Below are 20219 nucleotides of genomic sequence, written 5' to 3' on the forward strand. Positions count from 1 at the left end.
CCGGCGGGCAAAGCCCAGGGCCGCCGCCGCGACGGTGGAACGGAAGACATCGAGCACGGACATGGCGATCTTGAAGCCCTCGCCGCGCCCGCCGATCAGCGCGGATTTCGGGATGCGGCAGTCGGTGAACCGGAGGCGCGCCAGCGGATGGGGCGCGATTGTTTCCAATCGCTCAACAATCGCCAAGCCCGGCGTATCGGCGGGGACCACGAAGGCCGACAGGCCCCGCGCGCCGGGGGCTTCTCCGGTACGGGCGAAGACCGTGTAGACATCGGCGATGCCGCCATTAGAGATCCAGGTCTTTTCGCCGTTCAGAACGAAGTGATCGCCATCTTCCTCCGCCGTCATGGTAGAATTGGCCACGTCGGACCCCGATTGCGGTTCGGTCAGGGCAAAGCCCGCAATCGCCTGACCCGTGCGCGTCAGCGGCAACCACTCGGCCTTCTGCGAAGGTGCGCCGAACAGCGACAAAGCCCCGGTGCCAAGCCCTTGCATCGCAAAGGCAAAATCGGCCAGCCCATCATGGCGCGCCAGGGTCTCTCGGCTGAGACACAGGGTGCGCACGTCGAAACGCTCACCTTCCCCGGCAGCGGTCGGCTGCAGCCAGCCAGCATCGCCAAGCGCCTTCACCAGCCCCCGGCAAGCGGCATCCGTGTCACCATGATCGATATGGACGCCTGCCGCCCAGGCATCCAGCCCTTCGGCACACTCCCTGTGCCGGGGCTCGAAAAACGGCCAGTCGAGAAAGGTTCTGTCCGCCATCAATCCCCCCTGAACACCGGCTTTTCCTTGGCGACAAACGCCCGGTAGGCGCGCTCGAAATCCGCCGTCTGCATACAAATGGCCTGTGCCTGCGCCTCGGCCTCGATCGCCTGATCAAGCCCCATGTTCCATTCCTGGTTGAGCTGCGTCTTGGTGATCCCGTGGGCAAAGACCGGCCCCGCCGCCAGCCGTTCGGCCAGCTCCATCGCCTTGCCTTCCAAAACCTCCGCGTCATGCAGCGCGTTCCAGTAGCCCCAGGCCAGCCCTTCCTCGGCCCGCATCGTGCGGCCCGTGTAGAGCAGCTCCGCCGCGCGGCCCTGTCCGATGATCCGGGGCAACATCGCGCAGGCGCCCATGTCGCAGCCCGCCAGCCCCACGCGGGTAAACAGGAAGGCGCATTTCGCCTCGGGCGTCGCCAGCCGCATGTCGGAGGCCATGGTGATGATCGCCCCCGCGCCCACAGCCACGCCATCCACCGCCGAGATGATGGGTTTGCCGCAGCCGATCATGGCCTTGACCAGATCGCCGGTCATCCGGGTGAAGGCCAGCAAGCCCTTCATGTCCATCTTGGTGAGAGGCCCGATAATGTCATGCACGTCGCCGCCAGAGCAGAAATTGCCCTCGTTCGACGCGAAGACCACGGCATCCACATCCTCGGCATAAACCAGCGCCCGGAACGTATCTCGCAGTTCCGCGTAGCTGTCGAAGGTCAGGGGGTTCTTGCGGTCGGGCCGCGCAAGCCGCACCCGCGCCACGCGCTCGCGCACCTGCCATTCGAAATGCGTTGGTTTCAGATCAGCCATTTTGGCCATCGCTTGCCTCCTCCACGCGGTGCAGGATATCCCGCAGCGCATCCAGTTCCTCATGCCCGAGCATCGAGAAAAGCCGGTCGACTTCGCCCCGATGCTCGGATGCCTGCGCCGCGAACAGCTCTCGGCCCTTGTCCGTCAGCTCCGCCAGAACCACGCGCCGGTCGCCTTCACCGGGGACGCGGCGGGCGAGGCCCTCTTTCTCCAGCCGTTCGACAACCGCCGTGGCGTTGCCGTTGGACACCAGCAACTGACGGCTCAGCTCGCTCATCTTCATCGGCCCGGTGGCACGATAAAGCGCCGCCATCACGTCGAACCGGGGCAGGGTGGTGTCGTGGTTTACCCGCAGATATTCGCGCAGGTGGTTTTCCATGCCCCGCGTCATCCGCAGAAGGCGGATCCAGGTGCGCAACCGACGATGGGGCAGGTCGGTTTCGCGCATCAGACCTCGCCCCCCGAGACCGAAAGCGCATGCCCGTTGACCGAACTGGCCCCTGCGGAGGCCAGGAACAGCGCGGCGGCGGCGACTTCCTCGGGCGCAATCAGCCGGGCCATTGGGTTGCCGCTGGTGATCATGGAAATGGCCTTCTCGCGCGGCACGTCGAACCGGTCCATGACCGATTGCGCGGCGGCATCGGCCATTTCCGTATCGACGAAGCCGGGGCAGATCGCGTTGCAGGTGATGCCCGATTTGGCGACCTCTTTGGCGACCGATCGCACCAGCCCCAGAACCCCGTGCTTGGAGGCCGCATAGGGGGCAATGTTGGAGCCGCCCTGCAACGCGGCGGTCGAGGCGATGGCGATAAGCCGCCCGCCCTTTGGCATGACGCGCAGGCCTTCGCGGAAGGTCAGAAACGTGCCCGTCAGGTTCACGTCCATCGTCGCCTGCCAATCGGCCAGCGACACATCCACCAGCTTCTTCGCCTTGCCCGCGCCCGCATTGGCGATGACCACTTCGAAGGGCCGGGCAAACAGCGCGGCCACGTCGGCCTCGTTGGTCACATCGGCGGTCGCGGTCTCGATCTCGAAGCCCTCGGCGGCCTCCCGCAACGGGCCTTCCCGCCGCCCTGCGATTGTGACAGCGTCCCCGGCGCGGGCGAAGGCATGAGCAATCGCGCGGCCAATCCCCGTGCCGCCCCCGGTGATCAGAACGCGCCGTTGCTCGGTCATGCCCGGATCTCCTCCTGCGCTTTCTTCTCCTGCAAACGATACGCCTGATCGCGGCCCGCAAGATAGGGATCGGGCCAGTGCACGGAGGTATCGTTCAGCTCCACCGCCGCGTGCAGCGTCCAGTAGGGATCGGCCAGATGCGGGCGGGCGAGGCAGACCAGATCGGCGCGGCCCGCCATGAGGATCGAATTCACATGATCGGTTTCAAATATATTGCCCACGGCCATGGTCGGCATGTGCAGCTCATTGCGGATGCGGTTGGAAAATGGCGTCTGGAACATGCGGCCATAGACGGGCGCGGCCTCCACGCTGGTCTGGCCTGCTGACACGTCGATGATGTCGGCCCCGGCCTCGCGGAACATGCGCGCAATTTCAACGGCTTCCTCAGGGGTCACACCCTCCGAACCCACCCAGTCATTCGCGGAAATCCGCACCGACATGGGCTTTTCGGCGGGCCATGCCGCGCGCATCGCCGCGAACACCTCCAGCGGATAGCGCATCCGGTTTTCCAGCGATCCGCCATAGTCGTCCCCGCGCCGGTTCGACATGGGCGAGATGAAGGAGGAAATCAGGTAGCCATGGGCGGCGTGCAGCTCGATCATGTCGAAGCCCGCGCGCTGTGCCATCTGCACCGACGCCACGAACTGGGCCGTCACCGCGTCCATATCCGCGCGGGTCATTTCCTTCGGCACCGGGTTGCGGTCGGACCACGGAATGGCCGAGGCCGAAAGCGTCTCCCAGTTCCCCTTCGGCAGCGGCGCGTCCATCTCCTCCCACCCAAGTTGGGTGGAGCCCTTGCGGCCCGAATGCCCGATCTGGCAGCAGATTTTCGCATCCGTCTCGGCATGGACGAAATCGACCAGCCGTGTCCACGCCGCCTCATGCTCCGGCGCGTAGAGCCCCGGGCAACCCGGTGTGATCCGGCCCTCGGGGCTGACACAGGTCATTTCCGTGTAGACGAGCCCTGCGCCACCCTTTGCGCGTTCGGCGTAATGCACGAAATGCCAGTCGGTCGGGCAGCCCTCCACGGCCTTGTATTGCGCCATGGGCGAGACCACGACGCGGTTCGTCAACTCCATGTCGCGCAAGCGATAGGGTGTGAACATGGGCGTGCGATGCGGCGCATCGGCAGGCAGTCCGGCCTGCGTCATGAACCAGCGTTCCGCGCTTTCCAGCCACTCAGGATCGCGCAGGCGCAGATTTTCATGGGAAATCCGCTGCGACCGCGTCAGCAGGTTGTAATTGAACTGCACCGGGTCCTGATCGAGGTAACGCTCCACCTCCTCGAACCATTCCAGCGAATTGCGCGCGGCGGATTGCAGCCGCAGCACCTCGACCCTGCGTTCCTCCTGATAGCGTTCAAACGCCTCTTCCATAGTCTGTTCCGAATGCAGGTATTCGGCCAAGGCAATCGCGCTGTCGAAGGCCAGCCGCGATCCCGATCCGATGGAAAAATGGCCCGTTGCGGCGGCGTCGCCCATCAGCACCACGTTGCCATTGTACCACTTCTCGCAGATCACGCGGGGGAACTGCATCCAGACGGCAGAGCCACGCAGATGGGCGGCGTTCGACATCAGGGCATGCCCGTCCAGATGTCGTTCAAAGACCTTGCGGCAGGTCTCGACCGTTTCCTCTTTCGACATGTCCTCGAAACCCCAGGCGTCCCAGGTTTCGGGCAGGCATTCCACGATGAAGGTCGCGGTCTGATCGTCGAACTGGTAGACATGCGCCCACATCCAGCCATGCTCGGTCTTTTCGAAGATGAAGGTGAAGGCGTCGTCGAATTTCTGGTGGGTTCCCAGCCAGACGAACTTGCACAGCCGCGTGTCGATATCGGGCTGGAAAATGTCCGTATATTCGTTGCGGACACGTGAATTGATCCCGTCCGTGGCGACGACCAGATCATAATCCTTGCGATAGTCCTCGGCGCTGCCGAACTCGGTCTCGAATTGCAGGTTCACGCCCAACTCCCGCGCCCTTTCCTGCAACAGGATCAGCATCTGCTTGCGCCCGATCCCGGCAAAGCCATGCCCGCCGGATACGGTCCGCACCCCGTCATGCACAACGGCGATATCGTCCCAATAGGCGAAGTGATCGCGGATCGCTTGCGTGGATTTCGGATCGTTGGTTTCCATCCGCTCCAGCGCGTCATCCGACAGCACCACGCCCCATCCAAAGGTGTCATTGGCGCGGTTGCGCTCCAGCACCGTCACCTCGTGCGAGGGGTCGCGCAGCTTCATGCTGATGGCAAAATAGAGCCCCGCAGGACCGCCGCCGAGACAGATGATCTTCATGTGATCCTTCCCCAGATGTACCGCCGAGAGACTCGGGTCTGATCAGAGGCTAGCAAGGTGGATATATATTTCAAGCTTAAAGTATCTAGCTTGAAATATCTCGCCTCTCAATATGAAACTTTCATGAAATCAGGTGCATCGCGGGGCAGCGGGACTTGCGCGACTCATCTATTTCAGTAATTCACGAAATATGGAAAAAGAACTCGACCAGCTCTCCACCCTTGCCCATGGCGGCCGCAACGCCATTTTCCGGCTGCTCATGCGCCGCTATCCCGATGCGGTTCCCGCGGGCGAAATCACGGCTGCGCTTGGCCTCAAACCCTCCACCGCCTCGGCCCATCTCGCGGCGCTGCGCGAGGCGGGGCTGATCACCCAGGCCCGCTCCGGCACCTCGCTCCTTTACCGCGCCGACACGGGCGCGGCGCAGGGGCTGGTGGATTTCCTCTTTTCCGACTGCTGCCGGGGCCGCCCCGACATCTGCCCGCCCGCCATGCCCCTTCCCGCCAAAGGTGCCGGAGCCATGCCAGACAAGACCTATAGCGTTCTCTTCATCTGCACCGGCAATTCCGCCCGGTCGATCATTGCCGAAACCCTGCTGCGCGACATGGGCGCAGGCCGCTTCACCGTCCATTCCGCCGGAACGCAGCCCTATTCGGAACTGAACCCGATGGCCGTGGACATGCTGGCCCAAAAGGGCCACGACGTGACCGGTCTGCGCGCCAAGAACGTGTCGGAATTCCAGGGGCCGGACGCCCCCGCGCTCGATTTCGTCTTCACCGTCTGCGACCGCGCCGCGAATGAGGACTGCCCGCCATGGCCGGGCCAGCCGATCACCGCCCATTGGGGCCTGCCCGACCCGGTGAAGGCAGAGGGAACCGAGGCGCAGCGGATGCTCGCCTTCCAACAGACCTACGGGCTTCTGAAGAACCGCATCGCCGCCTTCACCGCCCTGCCGCTCGACGCGCTCGATGCCGTGTCCCTGCAATCCCAGCTCGACAACATCGCCTCCGAAGGAGCCACCGAATGACCACCTATGCCCTCAATGGCCTCGGCCGCATGGGGAAACTCGCCCTGCGCCCCCTGCTGGAACGCGGCGCGAACATCGCCTGGATCAACGACGCCACGGGCGACCCGGAAATGCACGCGCATCTGCTGGAATTCGACACGGTCCATGGCCGCTGGCCAGCCGAGTTCTCCCACGACGCCGACAACCTCACCATCGACGGCACCCGCCTGGCGGTCCTGAACGAACGCGCACTGGAAAACCTGCCGCTCGAAGGCGTGGACGTGGTCATCGACTGCACGGGCGCCTTCAAGACAGAAGCGAAACTCGCCCCCTATTTCGCGGCAGGCGTGAAAAAGGTCGTGGTCTCCGCCCCGGTCAAGGACGGCCCCACGGCCAACATCGTCTATGGCGTGAACAATCACGATTACGACCCGGCCACCCACCGGATCGTCACGGCGGCGAGCTGCACCACAAACTGCATCGCGCCCGTGGTGAAGGTCGTCCACGAAACCTTCGGCATAAGACACGGCTCCATCACCACGATCCACGACGTGACCAACACCCAAACCATCGTGGACCGCCCCGCCAAGGACCTGCGCCGCGCGCGCTCGGCCCTGAATTCGCTGATCCCCACGACAACGGGCAGCGCCACCGCGATCACGCTCATCTACCCCGACCTCAAAGGCAAACTGAACGGCCACGCCGTACGCGTGCCGCTGCTCAATGCCTCGCTCACCGATATGGTGTTCGAGCTCGACCGCACCGTGACGGTCGAGGAGGTCAACGCCGCCTTCAAAGCCGCGTCCGAGGGCGGTCTGCAAGGCATCCTCGGCTATGAAACCCGGCCTTTGGTCAGCGCCGATTACACCAACGACCCCCGATCGACGATCGTGGACGCGCCCTCGACCATGGTGGTGAACGGCACGCAACTGAAAATCTACGCCTGGTACGACAACGAATGGGGCTACGCGCACCGCCTTGCCGATGTGGCCTTCATGGTGGGGGCAAACCTGTGAGCCAGCCGCAGGGCCTTGCCGCCTATATCGCGGTGACGGCGGCCTACTGGGCCTTTATGCTGACCGACGGGGCGCTGAGGATGCTGGTGCTCCTGCACTTCCACACGCTCGGCTTTTCGCCGGTGCAGCTGGCCTATCTCTTCGTGCTATATGAGATCGCGGGCGTGGTGACGAACCTTTCCGCAGGTTGGATCGCCGCACGCTTCGGCCTCACCTCGACGCTCTACGCGGGCCTGTCGCTGCAAGTGGCGGCGCTCGTGGCGCTGACGCAGCTCGACCCGGCCTGGTCCATCGGTGCCTCGGTCGCTTTCGTGATGGCGGTGCAGGGGGCCTCGGGCGTGGCCAAGGATCTGGCCAAGATGTCGTCGAAATCAGCGGTCAAGCTCCTGGCCCCCAAGGGGCAGGGCGGACTCTTCCGGTGGGTGGCGCTGCTCACAGGGTCGAAGAACGCGGTGAAGGGGCTCGGCTTCTTCCTCGGCGCGGCGCTTCTGGGCCTCGCGGGCTTCACCGCCTCGGTGGCGGGGATGGCGGCCCTTCTGGCCGCGATCCTGCTGGCGGTGGTCTGGCGCATGCCCCCCGGCCTGCCCACGGGCCGCAAGGACGCGAAATTCCGCGAGGTCTTCTCGAAAAACCGCGACATCAACTGGCTGAGCTTCGCCCGACTGTTTCTGTTCGGCGCCCGCGATGTGTGGTTCGTGGTCGGCATCCCGATCTATTTCTACTCGGTGCTCTCGGACGGCACCGAGGCCGGCAACCGCGCCGCCTTCTTCACCATCGGCAGCTTCATGGCGCTCTGGATCATCCTATACGGCGCGGTGCAGGCGTCGGCCCCGAAACTGATGCGCGCCGCAGACCGCTCCACCGGTCAGCTGATCCGCGCCGCAAGCCGTTGGGCCATGGCGCTTGTTACCGTCCCGGCCCTGCTCGCAGGTCTCACGGCCTTCGCGGACGCCCCGGCCCCATGGCTCACTGCAACGGTGGTCGCGGGGCTGCTGCTCTTCGGGGCAATCTTCGCGGTGAATTCTGCTCTTCATTCCTACCTCATCCTGGCACTGACCAACGATGACCGGGTGACCATGGATGTCGGCTTCTACTACATGTCGAACGCGGCGGGCAGGCTTCTGGGAACGGTTCTGTCGGGGGCAAGCTACCAGATCGGAGGCGTGCCGATGTGTCTTGCCACAGCAGCCGGCCTGCTCGTCATCAGCACGTTCGGAGCGGCCCGTCTGGGACAGCGCTGACTGCCCTTCATCTTGGCGAAAATACCTCGGGGGAGTCGCCGACAGGCGACGGGGGCAGAGCCCCCATGCGCGACCGGAACGGTCGCGCGCGGGTCGACGCCGACAGGCGGCGAAACCGCCATCTGTCTGCACGAAGGGTGTATGGGGGGTGTACAGGGGGTGTACGGGGGGCACCCCCACGGTTTTCGCCCCTTGCACCCGCGCCGTGACCCCCTTAGGCCCGGAACAGCGACAGCAGGGACAGGCACATGGCCGAGGTGGCGCAATTCTGGATCGTGGCGGGGCTAGCGGCCTACCTGATGGGGCTGTCCAAGGGCGGCGTGCCGATGATCGCGATCCTCTCGGTGCCGCTGATGTCGCTGTTCATGGATCCGGCGCTGGCGGCGGGACTTTTGCTGCCGATCTACATCACCACGGACATCTATGCGGTCTACCTGTTTCGCAAGGCCTTCTCGGTCCGCAACCTGAAAATCCTTTTGCCTGCAGGGGCCTGCGGGGTCGGTCTGGGGTTTCTTGCCGTCTCCTACGTGCCCGGCGACGCCATCAAGCTGCTGGTGGCGGGGATCGCCATGTCCTACCTGCTGCATTCCCTGCGCCGCCGCTTTTCGAAACGGGAGTTCCCGCCCAAGCCCGCCGATGTGCCGCGCGGGCTGATCTGGGGCGCGCTGTCGGGCCTGACCAGCTACATCAGCCACGCGGGCGGCCCGCCTTACCAAGCCTATGTGCTGCCGCAGCGGCTCGACAAGCTGACCTATCTGGGCACCACCACGATCTTCTTCTCGGCCGTCAACCTGTTGAAAGTGCCGCCCTATATCGTCGCGGGCCAGATCACCTGGGACAGTGTCGGGCAGGCAGTCTGGCTCATTCCCTGCGCGCTGGCCGGGGCATGGAGCGGGGCGAAGATTGCCCGCCTTCTGCCGGAGCGGGTCTTCTTCCTTCTCGTTGAAATCGCGCTGGCCGGGGTGTCGGTCAAGCTGGTCTGGGAAGTGTTGGCCGGCTGAGGCTCAGCCCTCCTGAAACCCACCCAATACGCTGGTCAGGTTCGACCCGAGTCCCTCGCAGATATAGCCGCCCTCCTGTACGAACAGCACCGGAAGACCCGTTCCCGCGATTGCCGCGCCGATCCGGGCAAAGCCGGGCGTGGTGATTCCAAGCCCTTGAAACGGATCGCCTTCATAGGCATCCAGCCCAAGCGCCACCACGATTACATCGGCCCCGAACGAGACGATCCGGTCGAGGCCCGTATCGAGCGCCCGCAGGTAGTCTCCATCCCCGGTGCCACGGGGCAACGGCAGGTTCAGGTTCGCCCCCATCCCGTCGCCTTCGCCGCGTTCCTGCGCATGGCCCCAGAAGAACGGGTAGAACCGCTCGGGATCGGCATGGATCGACACGGTCAGCACGTCGCCGCGCCGGTAGAACATGCCCTGCGTTCCGTTCCCGTGATGGACATCGACGTCGAGGATCGCGGGGCGCAGCCCCGCCCCCCGCATCCGTTCCGCCGCGATGCCGGAATTGTTGAGAAAGCAGAACCCGCCCGCCAGATCGGCAAAGGCGTGGTGCCCCGGCGGGCGCGACAGGACATAGGCCGCGCGCGCGCCCCCTGCCACCAGGTCGGACCCCGCGATGGCCGACTGCGCGGACCAGTAGGCCGCCTCCCAGGTGCCTTCGGCAATCGGGCAGGCGGTGTCGGCCTGGTGGTAGCCCGCTTGCCCCACGGCGGATTTCGGGTAGCCGTCGGTCCGGTTTGCCGGGTGGATGTTGGGGATCACCTCCTCGCCCGCGCCCTCGATGCGCCGCCAGCGCGGATAGATATGGCGCAGGAAGCTCAGGTATTCCGCCGTGTGGACGGCAGCAATCGGCCCGAGGCCCGCGTCGCCCGGTGCCTCGAAGACGCAGCCCGCTGCCTCGGCCCCCGCTTTCAGGATGTCGATGCGTGCGGGCTGTTCGGGGTTGGGCAGGATCGCGCCATTGGCCATGAAATGCCTGGGGTCGTGCCGCCATTGCCGCTTGTCGAAAACCGCTTTCATGCCTCACCTTTCAGTTTGTCGAACCCTGCGCCCGACAGGGCCAGCGTGCGTTGCCCCTCCATCGGTGCAAGGCCAAGTTTGGTATAGAATCCAATGGCCTCCGGGCTGCTGTCATAGACATCAAGCCGCAGGTATCCCGCGCCCCACAGCGCCCCGGCCCGCGCCGAGGCCGCCGCCAGCAACCGCCGCCCGAGCCCGCTGCCGCGCGCCGCGTCAGAGACCCACAGATCGGAGACATAGAGCCCCGGCATCCCCCGCACGGTGGAAAAGACGGGCGAAAACATGGCCGCCCCCTGCGCCGTGTCCCCCGACAGGGCCAGCATCGCATGGAAGGCGGGGCAGGGGCCGAACCAGGCCTTGCGCAGTGCGTCCAATGTCGCGCGATGCGTGTCGCCCAGATCGTCCGAGAGCGTTCTCAGAGCGCGGTCCAGCATCGGCAGGTCAGCCTCGTCCACGGGCCGGATCGTCACATCATCCATCGCTCAGATCGCCGTCCGGTCCGCACCCTTGAGGTCCAGCATCTCGCGGGCCTCAACGGGGGTGGCGACCTCGCGGCCAAGGTCTTCCACGATGCGGCGGATCTTGGCGACCTGTTCGGCGTTGGTCTTCGCCAGTTGCCCCCGCGCGATCATCAGGCTGTCTTCCAGCCCGACTCGCACATGCCCGCCCATGGTGGCCCCCATGGTGATCAGCGGCATCTGGTGACGGCCCGCGGCCAGCACCGAAAAGGCGTAGTCCGATCCGAAGAGCTTGTCCGCGATCAGCTTCATATGCGTCAGGTTTTCCGGGTCCGGGCCGATCCCGCCAAGCACACCGAAGACGAACTGCACGAAGACCGGTGCCTTCACCAGCCCGCGATCCATGAAGTGGCGCAACATGTAAAGGTGGCTGACGTCGTAGCATTCGAACTCGAACCGCGCGCCGCGTTCCTCGCCCATTTCGGTCAGGATACGGGCGATGTCGCGCGGGGTGTTCTTGAAAACGAGGTCGTCAGAGTCGCGCAGGAACGGCTCTTCCCAGTCGTGTTTCCAGTCACTGATCCGGTCGGCGGCGGGATAGAGCGCGAAATTCATCGTGCCCATGTTGAGACTGCACATTTCTGGCCGTGCTCGTTTCGGCGCGGCAAGGCGCTGATCGAGCGTCATCACCGCGCTGCCGCCGGTCGAGATGTTCAGAACCGCATCCGTCGCCTGCTTGATGCGCGGCAGGAATCCCATGAAATGATCCACCTCTGCCGAGGGCTGGCCGGTCTCCGGGTTGCGCGCATGGAGGTGCAGGATGGACGCCCCGGCCTCTGCCGCGCCGACCGCGTGATCCGTGATTTCCTCTGCTGTGACAGGCAGATAGGGCGACATGGAGGGGGTATGGATAGAGCCCGTGACCGCGCAGGTGATGATGATCTTGGACATGGGGCCTCAGGCGGTTTTCGGCAGCTTGTGATGGATTTCATCTGTGAACTGCCTCAGCGACAGATCCAGCATATGGGTGATTTCATCCAGATGCGTTTCCGTCACGATCATCGGCGGGCAAACGAGGATATGGTCGCCTTCCGTTCCGTCGCGGGTGCGGCGGGAATAGACGATGAGGCCGTTGTCGTAGGCGATCTGCACGAAGCGGTCGAAGGCGCGCAGGTCGGTCGGCAAGGGGGCCTTGGTGCTGCGGTCCGCCATGAACTCGAAGGCCAGCAGCAGCCCCTTGCCACGCACGTCGCCGATGATCGGATAACGGTCCATCAACCCCTTCAGCCGCGCCTTGAGGCCCATGCCCATGACCTCGGCATTGTGGCACAGGTTCAGGCGCTCGATCTCCGACAGCACGGCGACCCCTGCGGCGCAGGCCAGCGGGTTGCCTGCATAGGTAAACCCGTGCTGGAAGCCGCCATCGTCGAGCACCGGTTCGACAAGGCGTTCATGCGCGACCATGGCCCCGAGGGGGACGTAGCCCGCCGCATATCCCTTTGACATGACGATGATATCGGGGGTGATCCCCCAGTGGTCCCCGGCCAGGAACCGGCCCGTGCGGCCCGCGCCGGTCATGACCTCGTCCATGATCAGAAGAACGCCATGGCGCGTGCAGATCTCTCGCACCCTCTCCATATAGCCTGCGGGCGGAACAAGCGCGCCGGTGGACGCGCCGCCGACCGGTTCGACGATGAAGGCCAGCACGGTTTCGGGGCCTTCTTCCAGGATTTTCGCCTCCAGCATGTCGGCGTAATGGTGGCCGGTCGCCTCCTCCTCCGGGTCCAGCCCGTCCAGATAGGCGCGCGGGGCCGGAACCTTGGGCATTGGCTGCATCATCGGCTCGAACGGGCGGGTGAGCGGGGTGTAGCTGGTGATCGCCAAAGCCCCCAGGGTGCAGCCGTGGTAACAGGGCGCGCGGCTGATCACCTTCCAGCGGCGCGCCTCGCCCGTTGCCACCGCGTATTGCCGGGCAAGTTTCATCGCACTTTCCACCGCCTCCGACCCGCCCGAGACAAAGAACACCTTATCGAGACCTTCCGGCGTCAGTTCCGCCGTCTTGGCGGCCAGAGCCTCCGACGCTTCGGTTTCGAAATGCAGCCGATAGCCGAAGGTGGACCGTTCCATCTGGCGGCGCATGGCGTCGAGCACATTGTCGTTGGAATGGCCGATATTGCAGACCATCGCGCCCGATGACCCGTCGAGATAGCGCTTGCCCTCCTTGTCCCACATGTAGACGCCGCGCGCCTGGTCGAGAACCGGCTTGCGCCCGCGACCCTGGTAGAACAGGTGGCTCTTTCCCTCCCCGGCCATGGCGTCAGGCCCCCGGCAGGGCGGCGCAGTCGCGCGGGCGGAACTGGATGGAAACGGAGTCGCCTTCCGCGAAGGGCCGTGTGTCGATCATGTTGATGGCCTGTAGCTGAGTGTCGCCGCTGCGCACGAAGTAACGCACGGCCTGGCCCTGGTAGTCTACGGTTTCGACGACGGCGTCGGCGCTGATCTGGTCGGGGTCGGCCTGTCCCCGAGGGGCGAGTTGCAGTTTCTCGGCCCTCAGAACAAGTTTTGCAGCGCCCGCGCCCGGCACGTTCGGCGCTTTCTCCGCCGGGACCGGGATGGTGCCGAAAAGCGGCGTATCCATGACCACGGTGCCATTCTGCCGCCCGGTGCACTGGCCCGGCAGGATGTTGGAGGCCCCGAGGAAATTCGCCACGAATTCGCTGGCGGGGGCATTGTAGACCTCCTCCGGCGGGCCGACTTGTTCGACGCGGCCATCCGACATCACGACGATCTGATCGGACATGGCCAGCGCCTCGGCCTGGTCATGGGTGACGAAGATGGAGGTCACGCCGATCCGGTGCTGGATCTTCTTCAGCTCCACCCGCATATCTTCGCGCAGGTTGGCGTCGAGGGCCGAGAGCGGCTCATCCAGCAGCAGCACATCGGGTTCGATCACGATGGCGCGGGCCAGCGCGATGCGCTGTTGCTGACCGCCGGACAGGGCGGAGGGATAGCGGTCGGCCACATGGGGCAGCTGGACAAGCTCCAGCGCCTCGCGCACGCGGCGGGCGGCGTCCTCTTTGCTCACGTTGCGATAGCGCAGGCCAAAGCCCACATTGTCGGCAATCGTCTTGTGGGGAAACAGCGCGTAGTTCTGGAACACGATCCCGAGGTTGCGCTTGTGAATGGGCAGGTCGTTCACGCGGCGGCCCTTGATGGTGATCTCGCCGCCCGAGGGGTCCAGAAGCCCCGCGATCATGCGCAGCGTCGTGGTCTTGCCGCAGCCCGAGGGGCCCAGAAGCGTCACGAACTGGCCTTCAGGGATGTCCAGCGACATCGGCTCGACGGCGGTGAAGCTGCCGAACTGCTTGGAGATATTGCTCAGGGTGACGGCGCTCACGAGGGGGATCCTTTCGGGAAAGGGGGTGGGACGGCGCAGGCAGCGCCGCCCCGAGTGTCAGGCTCAGTATCCGCGCTGAACGCGGCTGAAGGTTTCGGACCATTCCTGTTCGTTGCCGTTCCAGTACTCGGGGTTGGCAAAGGTCAGGCCGGACAGGGTGCCGGTCGGGTCGAAGGCCGGCAGGGTCGGGATCTTGTCGCCCAGATCGACCTGCGTCGGGTCGAGCGCGGGCGGATAGTTCTGCCCTTCGGCCACGGCGATGGAGGTCGCGGGTTCCAGCATGAAGTTCAGCAGTTCCTCGCAGGCTTCCATGGGCGAGCCCGCGATTACGAACAGGCATTCCTGCCAGCCGAACCCGTTCGGCGGATCGATATAACCGATGTCGTGGCCCTGTTCCTGCAATGCAAAGATGCGGCCCGACCAGGCTTCGGTTACGTGGATTTCCTCTTCGGCCATGAGGCTCATCAGTTCCGCGCCCGACGTCCAGTAGCGCAGGGCAAGGTCGCGGTGCTGGCGCACGGCGTCCCAGACGGCCTCGATATCGGTGATGTTGTTGGGGTCCTGCCCGGTCTGCAACGCGCCGTACCAGATGCGCGTGCGCCAGTCGGCCCAGCCACCGATCTTGCCGGTATAGTCGGGGTTGATCAGAAGGCCCGCGCCCTGCGCCTGAGCTTCCTCGTCCGAGATATAGGCGCGGTTATAGGCGATGCCGGTGGTGCCATAGTCATAGGGCACACAGGAGAGGCTGCCGCCGCTGATCGCGCGGAAGGCGTCGGACAGGGCCGGGATGCAGAGCTGAAGGTTCGGAATGTTGGCTTCGTTCAGTTCCACCGACAGGCCAAGGTTGTGATAGCGGGCATAATCGAACACGCCCGACAGGTGGGCAATGTTGTATTCTCCAGGCTGGCTGGTGCGCACGCGGGCGAGATACTCGTCGCCGCCGCCGAAGGTGCCATCGACCACCTCGATGCCTGTGGCCGCCGTGTAGGGTGTGAAGGCATGTTCACGGAAGGCTTCGGACACGATGCCGCCCCATCCGTCGAAGCGGACCTGAGTCACCTCCTGCGCCGCCGCGTAGCGGGCAAAGGGGGTCTGCACGCCATAGGCGAGACCTGCTGCGCCGATCAGGCCGAGGAAGCTGCGGCGATCCAGGTCGCCGTTCTGATAGCGTTCCAGAAGTCTTTGATAACGTGTTGTATTGTCCATTTTGTCGATCTCCCTGTTGGTGAGGTCTGGGTTAGGATTTTGGTACTCGGTTCTTATTGTTATTGGGTCATTCCGCCCGGTCCCGCCGCATGGCGAGTTTCCGGGATATGGCCAGCCCGATCAGGGGCAGCCCGGCGGTGATCAGGATCATCAGCGTGCCGAGCGCGTTGATCTCGGGGCTGATGGAATTGCGCAGCATGGCGAAAATCTGGGTCGGCACGGTTTCCACGCCGCCAGGTTTCCAGAACAGCGTGCCGGTGATGTCGTCGAAGCTGATCGTGAAGGCGAAAAGCCCGCCAGCGGCCACCGCAGGGGTCAGCAGCGGCAGGGTGATGGTGAAGAAGGTCTGAATGGGTGAGGCGCCAAGGCTCATCGCGGCCTCCTCCACGTCGCGGCGGATGCCCACAAGCCTCGCCTGCACCACGAGGATCACGAAAGGCAGGGTGAAGATCACGTGACCGAAGAGCAGCAGGGTAAAGCTCTTGTGGATGCCGAGAAATTGCAGGAACAGCAGCAGCGCAACGGCCAGCACGACCTCCGGCACCAGAATGGGCGCGATCAGGATGGTGGAAATCGTGTTGCGGAACGGGATGTCGTAGCGCACGAGCGCAAGGCTCGCCAGCACGCCCAAAGTCGTGGAGATCAGCGCCGTCAACGCGCCAAGCGTCAGCGAGGTGCGCAGCGCCCGCAGGATCGCCTCGTTCTGGAACAGCTCATCGAACCAGCGCAGCGACAGGCCCGTCATCGGGAAGGACCCGAACTGGTTGGCGTTGAACGCCAGCAGCACCACCACCGCGATCGGCAGGAACATGAACAGGTAGACCATCAAGGTCCAGAACCGGATCAGTGACCATCCCATCAGCCAAGCCCCTTCATCAATTGGCCGAGGCCGAGGAAATGGTTGTAGATCATCACCAATGCGCCGAGAACGGCTAGCAGCAGCAGCGACAGCGCCGCGCCAAGGGGCCAGTTCAGCTGGATGATGATCGCCTCGTAGACGAGGTTCGCGAACATCGCGTCACGCGGCCCGCCAAGGACGGCGGGGGTGATGTAGGTGCCCGCGCCAAGGACGAAACACAGCAGGCTGCCCGCCGCGAGGCCCGGCAACGACAGCGGCAGGGTGACTTGCAGGAAGCTCTGCCACTTGGTGGCGCCGAGCGAGCCTGCCGCGTCTTCCAGCGTTTCGTCGACGCCATCGAGGCTCACATAGACATTGAGCACCATGAAGGGCAGCAGGAAATGCACGAGGCCCAGGATCACGGTGGTTTCATTGTAGAGCATCTGGATCGGTTCTGCCGTGATCCCCAGCCATTGCAGCGCGGTGTTCAGCGCCCCGTTCGTGCCGAGGATGTAGATCCAGCTCATCGTGCGGATGATGTAGCTGATCCAGAAAGGCAGCATCAGCAACAGCAGCAGCAGCGCCTTGTTGCTTTTGGCGCGGGCGATGAAATAGGCCGCCGGATAGCCCATCAGTGCGCAGACCACCGTGGTGATCGCGGCGATGCGCAGGGTGGTCAGCAGGATGTCGCGGTAAAACCGGTCGGTCAGCGTGTCGGCCCAGTTGTCGAGGTAAAAACCCGGCTGCACATCCCCGACGGAGGTCCGCAGCCAGAAGGAATAGACCACGATGAAGAGGACCGGCACGATCAGCAGAAGCGTGATCACCGTCAGCGTCGGTGACAGCAGGATCCAGGGTTGGCGGGCCTCGCGGGCTTCGATGGACATGCGCTTCCTCGGGTGCGGGATTGGCCTGAGCATGGAAAGCCGCTATGCATAGATCAAATAGATAATCGGTATTCTAACAATAGATGAGGTCTATAGTATGGAGGATGCGCGCCTTCCCCCGGACAGGATCCTGCGGGAACTGGACTGGAACCTGCTGCGCACATTCGTGGTTCTGGCGCAGTCGCGCTCGGTCACCGATGCGGCGCGCAGGCTGAACTTGGCGCAGCCCTCGGTATCGGCCGCGTTGCAGCGGTTGGAGCATCGGCTCGGCCGCAAGCTTATCGACCGCAAGCCGGGCCATTTCCGCTTGACCGAGGCGGGAGAGAGGCTCTTTGCCGAGGCGCTGGATATCCAGGGCTCCATCCTGCGGCTGACGACGCTCATGCGCGACATGACCGACGAGGTGCGGGGCCATGTGCAGGTGGCGCTGGCCAGTCACGTGGTCTGCCCGCTGCTCGATTCCGCTCTGGCGGAGTTCCACGCCGCGCATCCCAAGGCCACACTGACCTTCGACGTCCGCACCAGTGCCGAGACCATCGCCGCCGTGCGGGCACGCAGCGCCAGTTTCGCGATCTGCCTTGTGCGGGACATGGACCCAAAGCTGGAATACCGCAGGCTCTACCGGGAATTCTTCGGCCTGTTCTGCGGCCCGCCGCATCCACTGTTCGGCAAGCGGGGTCTGACGCGTGGCGATCTGTCGGGTCACAACACCGTCAGTTTCCAGACAGACCGCCTGCAGGACGTGCTGAAACCCGTGGCCCTTCTACGCGCAGAATCCGACATCGGCGAACAGGTTGTCGGCACGTCGAGCCACCTGGAAGAGGTCCGCCGGATGATCGTCGCGGGGCTTGGCATCGGGCCTTTGCCCGTGCATGTGGCGGCGCGCGATGTGCAGGACGGGCTGCTGTGGCGGCTGCCGCCCTATGACAATCCGCCCGCCGTTGATGTGCATGTGGTCTGGAACCCCCGGACCCGGATGAACCGGGCCGAGGAATCCTTGCTCACGCGCATTCTCGACAAGATCGAAGCGACCCCGATCGAGGATCGTACCTATCGTTGATCCGCCTTAGCCAACAACCGCCTGAATGCCGAAGAACAGAATGGCGGACATGATCGCTGCCGCTGGCACCGTGATCACCCAGGCCGCGATGATGGTCATGAAATGCGACCGGCGCACCAGCTTGCGGCGGCGGCGTTCCTCGGGCGCGATGCGGTTTGCATCGGGCATGCTGCCGCGCGCCAGGCGCAGGCGGCGTTCGGCGTCCCACTCCCGGAAGAAGCCCACGCCGAAGACCCCGCCAACGGCGATATGGGTAGAACTGACGGGCAGGCCGAGCCAGCTGGCCACGATCACCGTGATGGCGGCGGACAGCGCCACGCAATAGGCGCGCATCGGGTTCAGCTTGGTGATCTGGCTGCCCACCATGCGGATCAGTTTTGGTCCGAACAGGAACAGCCCGAAGGAAATGCCGAAGGCGCCGATGATCATCACCCAGGTCGGAATGCTCACCACCTGCGTAAAATCGCCGGACTGCGAGGCCTGCACGATGGCTGCCAGCGGGCCGACCGCATTGGCCACATCGTTGGCCCCATGGGCAAAGCTCAGCAGCGCGGCAGAGACGACCAGTGGAATGCCGAACAGGACCTTCAGCGACTTGTTGCGGTTTTCCAGCCCTTCGGACTGCTTGCGGATGACCGGGATCATGCCAAGCCAGGTCACGATCGCCACGCCAACCCCGATGGACAGCGCCAGCCCGAGCGACACCCGCATCAGGTGCTTGAGGCCCTTGAGCGCCAGGTAGGCGGCGAAGGTGCCCGCCATGATCCCGACCAGAACCGGCACCCATTTGCGGGCGGCGGCGATCTTGTCGGGGGTGTAGATGATGTTGGCCTTGATGAACCACAGGAACAGCGCCGCGATTGTGCCACCCAGAACCGGCGAGATCACCCAACTTGCGGCAATCGCGCTCATCGTGGGCCAGTTCACGGCGGTGAAACCAGCCGCCGCGATGCCCGCGCCCATAACGCCGCCCACGACCGAATGGGTGGTGGAGACCGGTGCGCCGACCCAGGTGGCGAGGTTCACCCAAAGGGCGGAGGACAGAAGTGCTGCAAGCATCGCCCAGATGAAGATCTCGGCGGTGACCATGGATTCCGGCTCGATGATGCCCTTGGCGATGGTCGAGACAACGTCGCCGCCCGCAATCAAGGCGCCCGCGCTTTCGAAGACGGCGGCAATGGCGATGGCCCCGCCCATGGTCAGCGCATTGGCCCCCACGGCGGGGCCCATGTTGTTGGCCACGTCATTGGCACCGATATTAATCGCCATATAGGCGCCGAAGCCTGCGGCCACGACGACGATCATGCCGTTGCTGTCCTGCCCGAAGAAGATCGCGGCCATAAGCCCCGCCAGCACGATGAAGATCAGGGCGACACCCGGCCCGACCATCGGCCGCGCCACATAGCTGGTGGCGGATTCCAGGTAGGACAGCCTGTGCAGATCCCGGTCCAGTGTTTCAAGGTGACGGCTGTCGCCGGAATCGTTGCTCATGCCTCAGGCTCCCCTCGCTTCGCCGGACGGGCCTAGGCAAGAGCGTGTCGCAAATCAACCGCCCTTGTTACAAATTCTTCACAAAAGGGTTACAAATCCCTCAGGATCGACTGAAGCTCCGGCTCGCGGACCATGTTGGCCGCCTCCGATGGCTCTACCCATGTTCGTTTGCGCTGATGCGCCTCGGGGAATTTCGTGCGCAGGTCTTCAACTTCGACCGGGTACACCAGTGTCTCGATCTCGATGCTCCAGCCCTCGTCGAGGTCCTTGTCATAGGTATAGGTGCCGATTGCGTTCCCATCGACCGAGCCCTTGCGCACCCCGGCCTCTTCCCAGGCTTCCTGAAGCGCGGCTTCACCGGCGTCCAACCCCTTGATGGGCCAGCCTTTTGGCAGGATCCAGCGCCCGGTGCCACGGCTGGTGACCAGAAGAACCTTTTTCCCTTGTTCGTCCGTGCGATAGCACAGCGCAGCCACTTGCAATCGCTTGGGGCGTTGCAGCATGGGATGGAGCACTTCGCTCCAGGCTTTCTTCAAAAAATCGACCATAGTGGTTAA

General features: G+C 64.4%; 20 protein-coding genes. 5 read left to right on the top strand and 15 right to left on the bottom strand.

The annotated features are described in order from the left end of the window. The 5 genes from BKY26_RS15855 to BKY26_RS15875 all read right to left on the bottom strand — a co-directional run. Nucleotides 1-762, bottom strand: a 762-nt coding sequence (locus BKY26_RS15855; protein WP_071691359.1) for an acyl-CoA dehydrogenase family protein, incomplete at its 3' end; no start/stop codon positions are given. Further along, the gene (locus BKY26_RS15860; RefSeq protein ID WP_071691360.1) at nt 762-1574 is read right to left on the bottom strand and encodes an enoyl-CoA hydratase family protein; all 813 of its coding nucleotides are present in this window, start codon (nt 1572-1574) and stop codon (nt 762-764) included. The genes BKY26_RS15860 and BKY26_RS15855, both read right to left, overlap by 1 nt. Beyond that, nucleotides 1558-2013 carry a MarR family winged helix-turn-helix transcriptional regulator gene (locus BKY26_RS15865; protein WP_071691361.1) on the bottom strand — a complete coding sequence of 152 codons (456 nt, stop codon included), beginning with the start codon at nt 2011-2013 and terminating at the stop codon, nt 1558-1560. Before BKY26_RS15865 ends, BKY26_RS15860 begins: the two co-directional genes overlap by 17 nt. Then, nucleotides 2013-2741 carry an SDR family NAD(P)-dependent oxidoreductase gene (locus tag BKY26_RS15870; protein WP_071691362.1) on the bottom strand — a complete coding sequence of 243 codons (729 nt, stop codon included), beginning with the start codon at nt 2739-2741 and terminating at the stop codon, nt 2013-2015. Before BKY26_RS15870 ends, BKY26_RS15865 begins: the two co-directional genes overlap by 1 nt. Continuing rightward, entirely contained in the window at nt 2738-5035 is a 2298-nt protein-coding gene (locus BKY26_RS15875; protein WP_071691363.1) for a bifunctional salicylyl-CoA 5-hydroxylase/oxidoreductase, read from the bottom strand. Before BKY26_RS15875 ends, BKY26_RS15870 begins: the two co-directional genes overlap by 4 nt. A gap of 190 nt (nt 5036-5225) precedes the next feature. On the opposite strand from BKY26_RS15875, the gene BKY26_RS15880 reads away from it, so the two are divergent. The 4 genes from BKY26_RS15880 to BKY26_RS15895 all read left to right on the top strand — a co-directional run bounded on the left by BKY26_RS15880 (nt 5226) and on the right by BKY26_RS15895 (nt 9299). Next, nucleotides 5226-6062: an arsenate reductase/protein-tyrosine-phosphatase family protein gene (locus BKY26_RS15880; protein WP_071691364.1), complete on the top strand. Its 837-nt coding sequence runs from the start codon at nt 5226-5228 to the stop codon at nt 6060-6062. Next, nucleotides 6059-7057, top strand: a complete 999-nt coding sequence (locus tag BKY26_RS15885; RefSeq protein WP_071691365.1) for an ArsJ-associated glyceraldehyde-3-phosphate dehydrogenase — start codon at nt 6059-6061, stop codon at nt 7055-7057. Before BKY26_RS15880 ends, BKY26_RS15885 begins: the two co-directional genes overlap by 4 nt. Next, nucleotides 7054-8298: an organoarsenical effux MFS transporter ArsJ gene (gene arsJ / locus BKY26_RS15890; RefSeq protein ID WP_071691366.1), complete on the top strand. Its 1245-nt coding sequence runs from the start codon at nt 7054-7056 to the stop codon at nt 8296-8298. The genes BKY26_RS15885 and arsJ overlap by 4 nt, the downstream gene beginning before the upstream one ends. Before the next feature lie 248 nt (nt 8299-8546). Continuing rightward, on the top strand, nt 8547-9299 hold the full coding sequence (locus BKY26_RS15895) for a sulfite exporter TauE/SafE family protein (protein ID WP_071691367.1): 753 nt from the start codon (nt 8547-8549) through the stop codon (nt 9297-9299). A gap of 3 nt (nt 9300-9302) precedes the next feature. Here BKY26_RS15895 and BKY26_RS15900 read toward each other — a convergent pair whose 3' ends face one another. From BKY26_RS15900 to BKY26_RS15935, 8 genes are all read right to left on the bottom strand, one after another. Continuing rightward, nucleotides 9303-10325: a histone deacetylase family protein gene (locus BKY26_RS15900; RefSeq protein ID WP_071691368.1), complete on the bottom strand. Its 1023-nt coding sequence runs from the start codon at nt 10323-10325 to the stop codon at nt 9303-9305. Next, nucleotides 10322-10804: a GNAT family N-acetyltransferase gene (locus BKY26_RS15905; protein ID WP_071691369.1), complete on the bottom strand. Its 483-nt coding sequence runs from the start codon at nt 10802-10804 to the stop codon at nt 10322-10324. The genes BKY26_RS15900 and BKY26_RS15905 overlap by 4 nt, the downstream gene beginning before the upstream one ends. Before the next feature lie 3 nt (nt 10805-10807). After that, the gene (gene kce / locus BKY26_RS15910; protein WP_071691370.1) at nt 10808-11734 is read right to left on the bottom strand and encodes a 3,5-dioxohexanoate:acetyl-CoA acetone transferase; all 927 of its coding nucleotides are present in this window, start codon (nt 11732-11734) and stop codon (nt 10808-10810) included. 6 nt (nt 11735-11740) lie between these two features. Beyond that, on the bottom strand, nt 11741-13096 hold the full coding sequence (locus BKY26_RS15915) for an aminotransferase family protein (RefSeq protein WP_071691371.1): 1356 nt from the start codon (nt 13094-13096) through the stop codon (nt 11741-11743). 4 nt (nt 13097-13100) lie between these two features. Then, nucleotides 13101-14180, bottom strand: a complete 1080-nt coding sequence (locus tag BKY26_RS15920) for an ABC transporter ATP-binding protein (protein WP_071691372.1) — start codon at nt 14178-14180, stop codon at nt 13101-13103. Nucleotides 14181-14243: 63 nt separating this feature from the next. Continuing rightward, entirely contained in the window at nt 14244-15386 is a 1143-nt protein-coding gene (locus tag BKY26_RS15925; RefSeq protein WP_071691373.1) for an ABC transporter substrate-binding protein, read from the bottom strand. A gap of 67 nt (nt 15387-15453) precedes the next feature. Then, the gene (locus tag BKY26_RS15930) at nt 15454-16245 is read right to left on the bottom strand and encodes an ABC transporter permease (RefSeq protein ID WP_071691374.1); all 792 of its coding nucleotides are present in this window, start codon (nt 16243-16245) and stop codon (nt 15454-15456) included. Beyond that, nucleotides 16245-17111, bottom strand: coding sequence for an ABC transporter permease (locus tag BKY26_RS15935; RefSeq protein ID WP_071691375.1), 867 nt, complete (start codon nt 17109-17111; stop codon nt 16245-16247). The genes BKY26_RS15930 and BKY26_RS15935 overlap by 1 nt, the downstream gene beginning before the upstream one ends. A gap of 97 nt (nt 17112-17208) precedes the next feature. On the opposite strand from BKY26_RS15935, the gene BKY26_RS15940 reads away from it, so the two are divergent. Continuing rightward, nucleotides 17209-18171, top strand: coding sequence for a LysR family transcriptional regulator (locus tag BKY26_RS15940; RefSeq protein WP_071691376.1), 963 nt, complete (start codon nt 17209-17211; stop codon nt 18169-18171). Nucleotides 18172-18177: 6 nt separating this feature from the next. On the opposite strand, the gene BKY26_RS15945 is transcribed toward BKY26_RS15940, so the two are convergent. Both BKY26_RS15945 and BKY26_RS15950 read right to left on the bottom strand, forming a co-directional pair. Continuing rightward, the gene (locus BKY26_RS15945) at nt 18178-19662 is read right to left on the bottom strand and encodes an inorganic phosphate transporter (RefSeq protein WP_071691377.1); all 1485 of its coding nucleotides are present in this window, start codon (nt 19660-19662) and stop codon (nt 18178-18180) included. 89 nt (nt 19663-19751) lie between these two features. After that, a complete protein-coding gene (locus tag BKY26_RS15950; RefSeq protein WP_071691378.1) occupies nt 19752-20210 on the bottom strand; it encodes an NUDIX hydrolase in 459 nt (152 codons plus the stop codon). Between the last annotated feature and the right edge of the window lie 9 nt (nt 20211-20219).

Origin of the sequence: Nioella sediminis (genome assembly GCF_001879695.1) — a bacterium.
GTDB classification, from domain to species: domain Bacteria; phylum Pseudomonadota; class Alphaproteobacteria; order Rhodobacterales; family Rhodobacteraceae; genus Nioella; species Nioella sediminis.

Bases quoted from the DNA above. Each gene is read 5' to 3' on its own strand.
- BKY26_RS15860 (WP_071691360.1), bottom strand. From the start codon at position 1,574: ATGGCCAAAATGGCTGATCTGAAACCAACGCATTTCGAATGGCAGGTG.
- BKY26_RS15865 (WP_071691361.1), bottom strand. From the start codon at position 2,013: ATGCGCGAAACCGACCTGCCCCATCGTCGGTTGCGCACCTGGATCCGC.
- BKY26_RS15870 (WP_071691362.1), bottom strand. From the start codon at position 2,741: ATGACCGAGCAACGGCGCGTTCTGATCACCGGGGGCGGCACGGGGATT.
- BKY26_RS15875 (WP_071691363.1), bottom strand. From the start codon at position 5,035: ATGAAGATCATCTGTCTCGGCGGCGGTCCTGCGGGGCTCTATTTTGCC.
- BKY26_RS15880 (WP_071691364.1), top strand. From the start codon at position 5,226: ATGGAAAAAGAACTCGACCAGCTCTCCACCCTTGCCCATGGCGGCCGC.
- BKY26_RS15885 (WP_071691365.1), top strand. From the start codon at position 6,059: ATGACCACCTATGCCCTCAATGGCCTCGGCCGCATGGGGAAACTCGCC.
- BKY26_RS15895 (WP_071691367.1), top strand. From the start codon at position 8,547: ATGGCCGAGGTGGCGCAATTCTGGATCGTGGCGGGGCTAGCGGCCTAC.
- BKY26_RS15900 (WP_071691368.1), bottom strand. From the start codon at position 10,325: ATGAAAGCGGTTTTCGACAAGCGGCAATGGCGGCACGACCCCAGGCAT.
- BKY26_RS15905 (WP_071691369.1), bottom strand. From the start codon at position 10,804: ATGGATGATGTGACGATCCGGCCCGTGGACGAGGCTGACCTGCCGATG.
- kce (WP_071691370.1), bottom strand. From the start codon at position 11,734: ATGTCCAAGATCATCATCACCTGCGCGGTCACGGGCTCTATCCATACC.
- BKY26_RS15915 (WP_071691371.1), bottom strand. From the start codon at position 13,096: ATGGCCGGGGAGGGAAAGAGCCACCTGTTCTACCAGGGTCGCGGGCGC.
- BKY26_RS15925 (WP_071691373.1), bottom strand. From the start codon at position 15,386: ATGGACAATACAACACGTTATCAAAGACTTCTGGAACGCTATCAGAAC.
- BKY26_RS15930 (WP_071691374.1), bottom strand. From the start codon at position 16,245: ATGGGATGGTCACTGATCCGGTTCTGGACCTTGATGGTCTACCTGTTC.
- BKY26_RS15935 (WP_071691375.1), bottom strand. From the start codon at position 17,111: ATGTCCATCGAAGCCCGCGAGGCCCGCCAACCCTGGATCCTGCTGTCA.
- BKY26_RS15940 (WP_071691376.1), top strand. From the start codon at position 17,209: ATGGAGGATGCGCGCCTTCCCCCGGACAGGATCCTGCGGGAACTGGAC.
- BKY26_RS15945 (WP_071691377.1), bottom strand. From the start codon at position 19,662: ATGAGCAACGATTCCGGCGACAGCCGTCACCTTGAAACACTGGACCGG.
- BKY26_RS15950 (WP_071691378.1), bottom strand. From the start codon at position 20,210: ATGGTCGATTTTTTGAAGAAAGCCTGGAGCGAAGTGCTCCATCCCATG.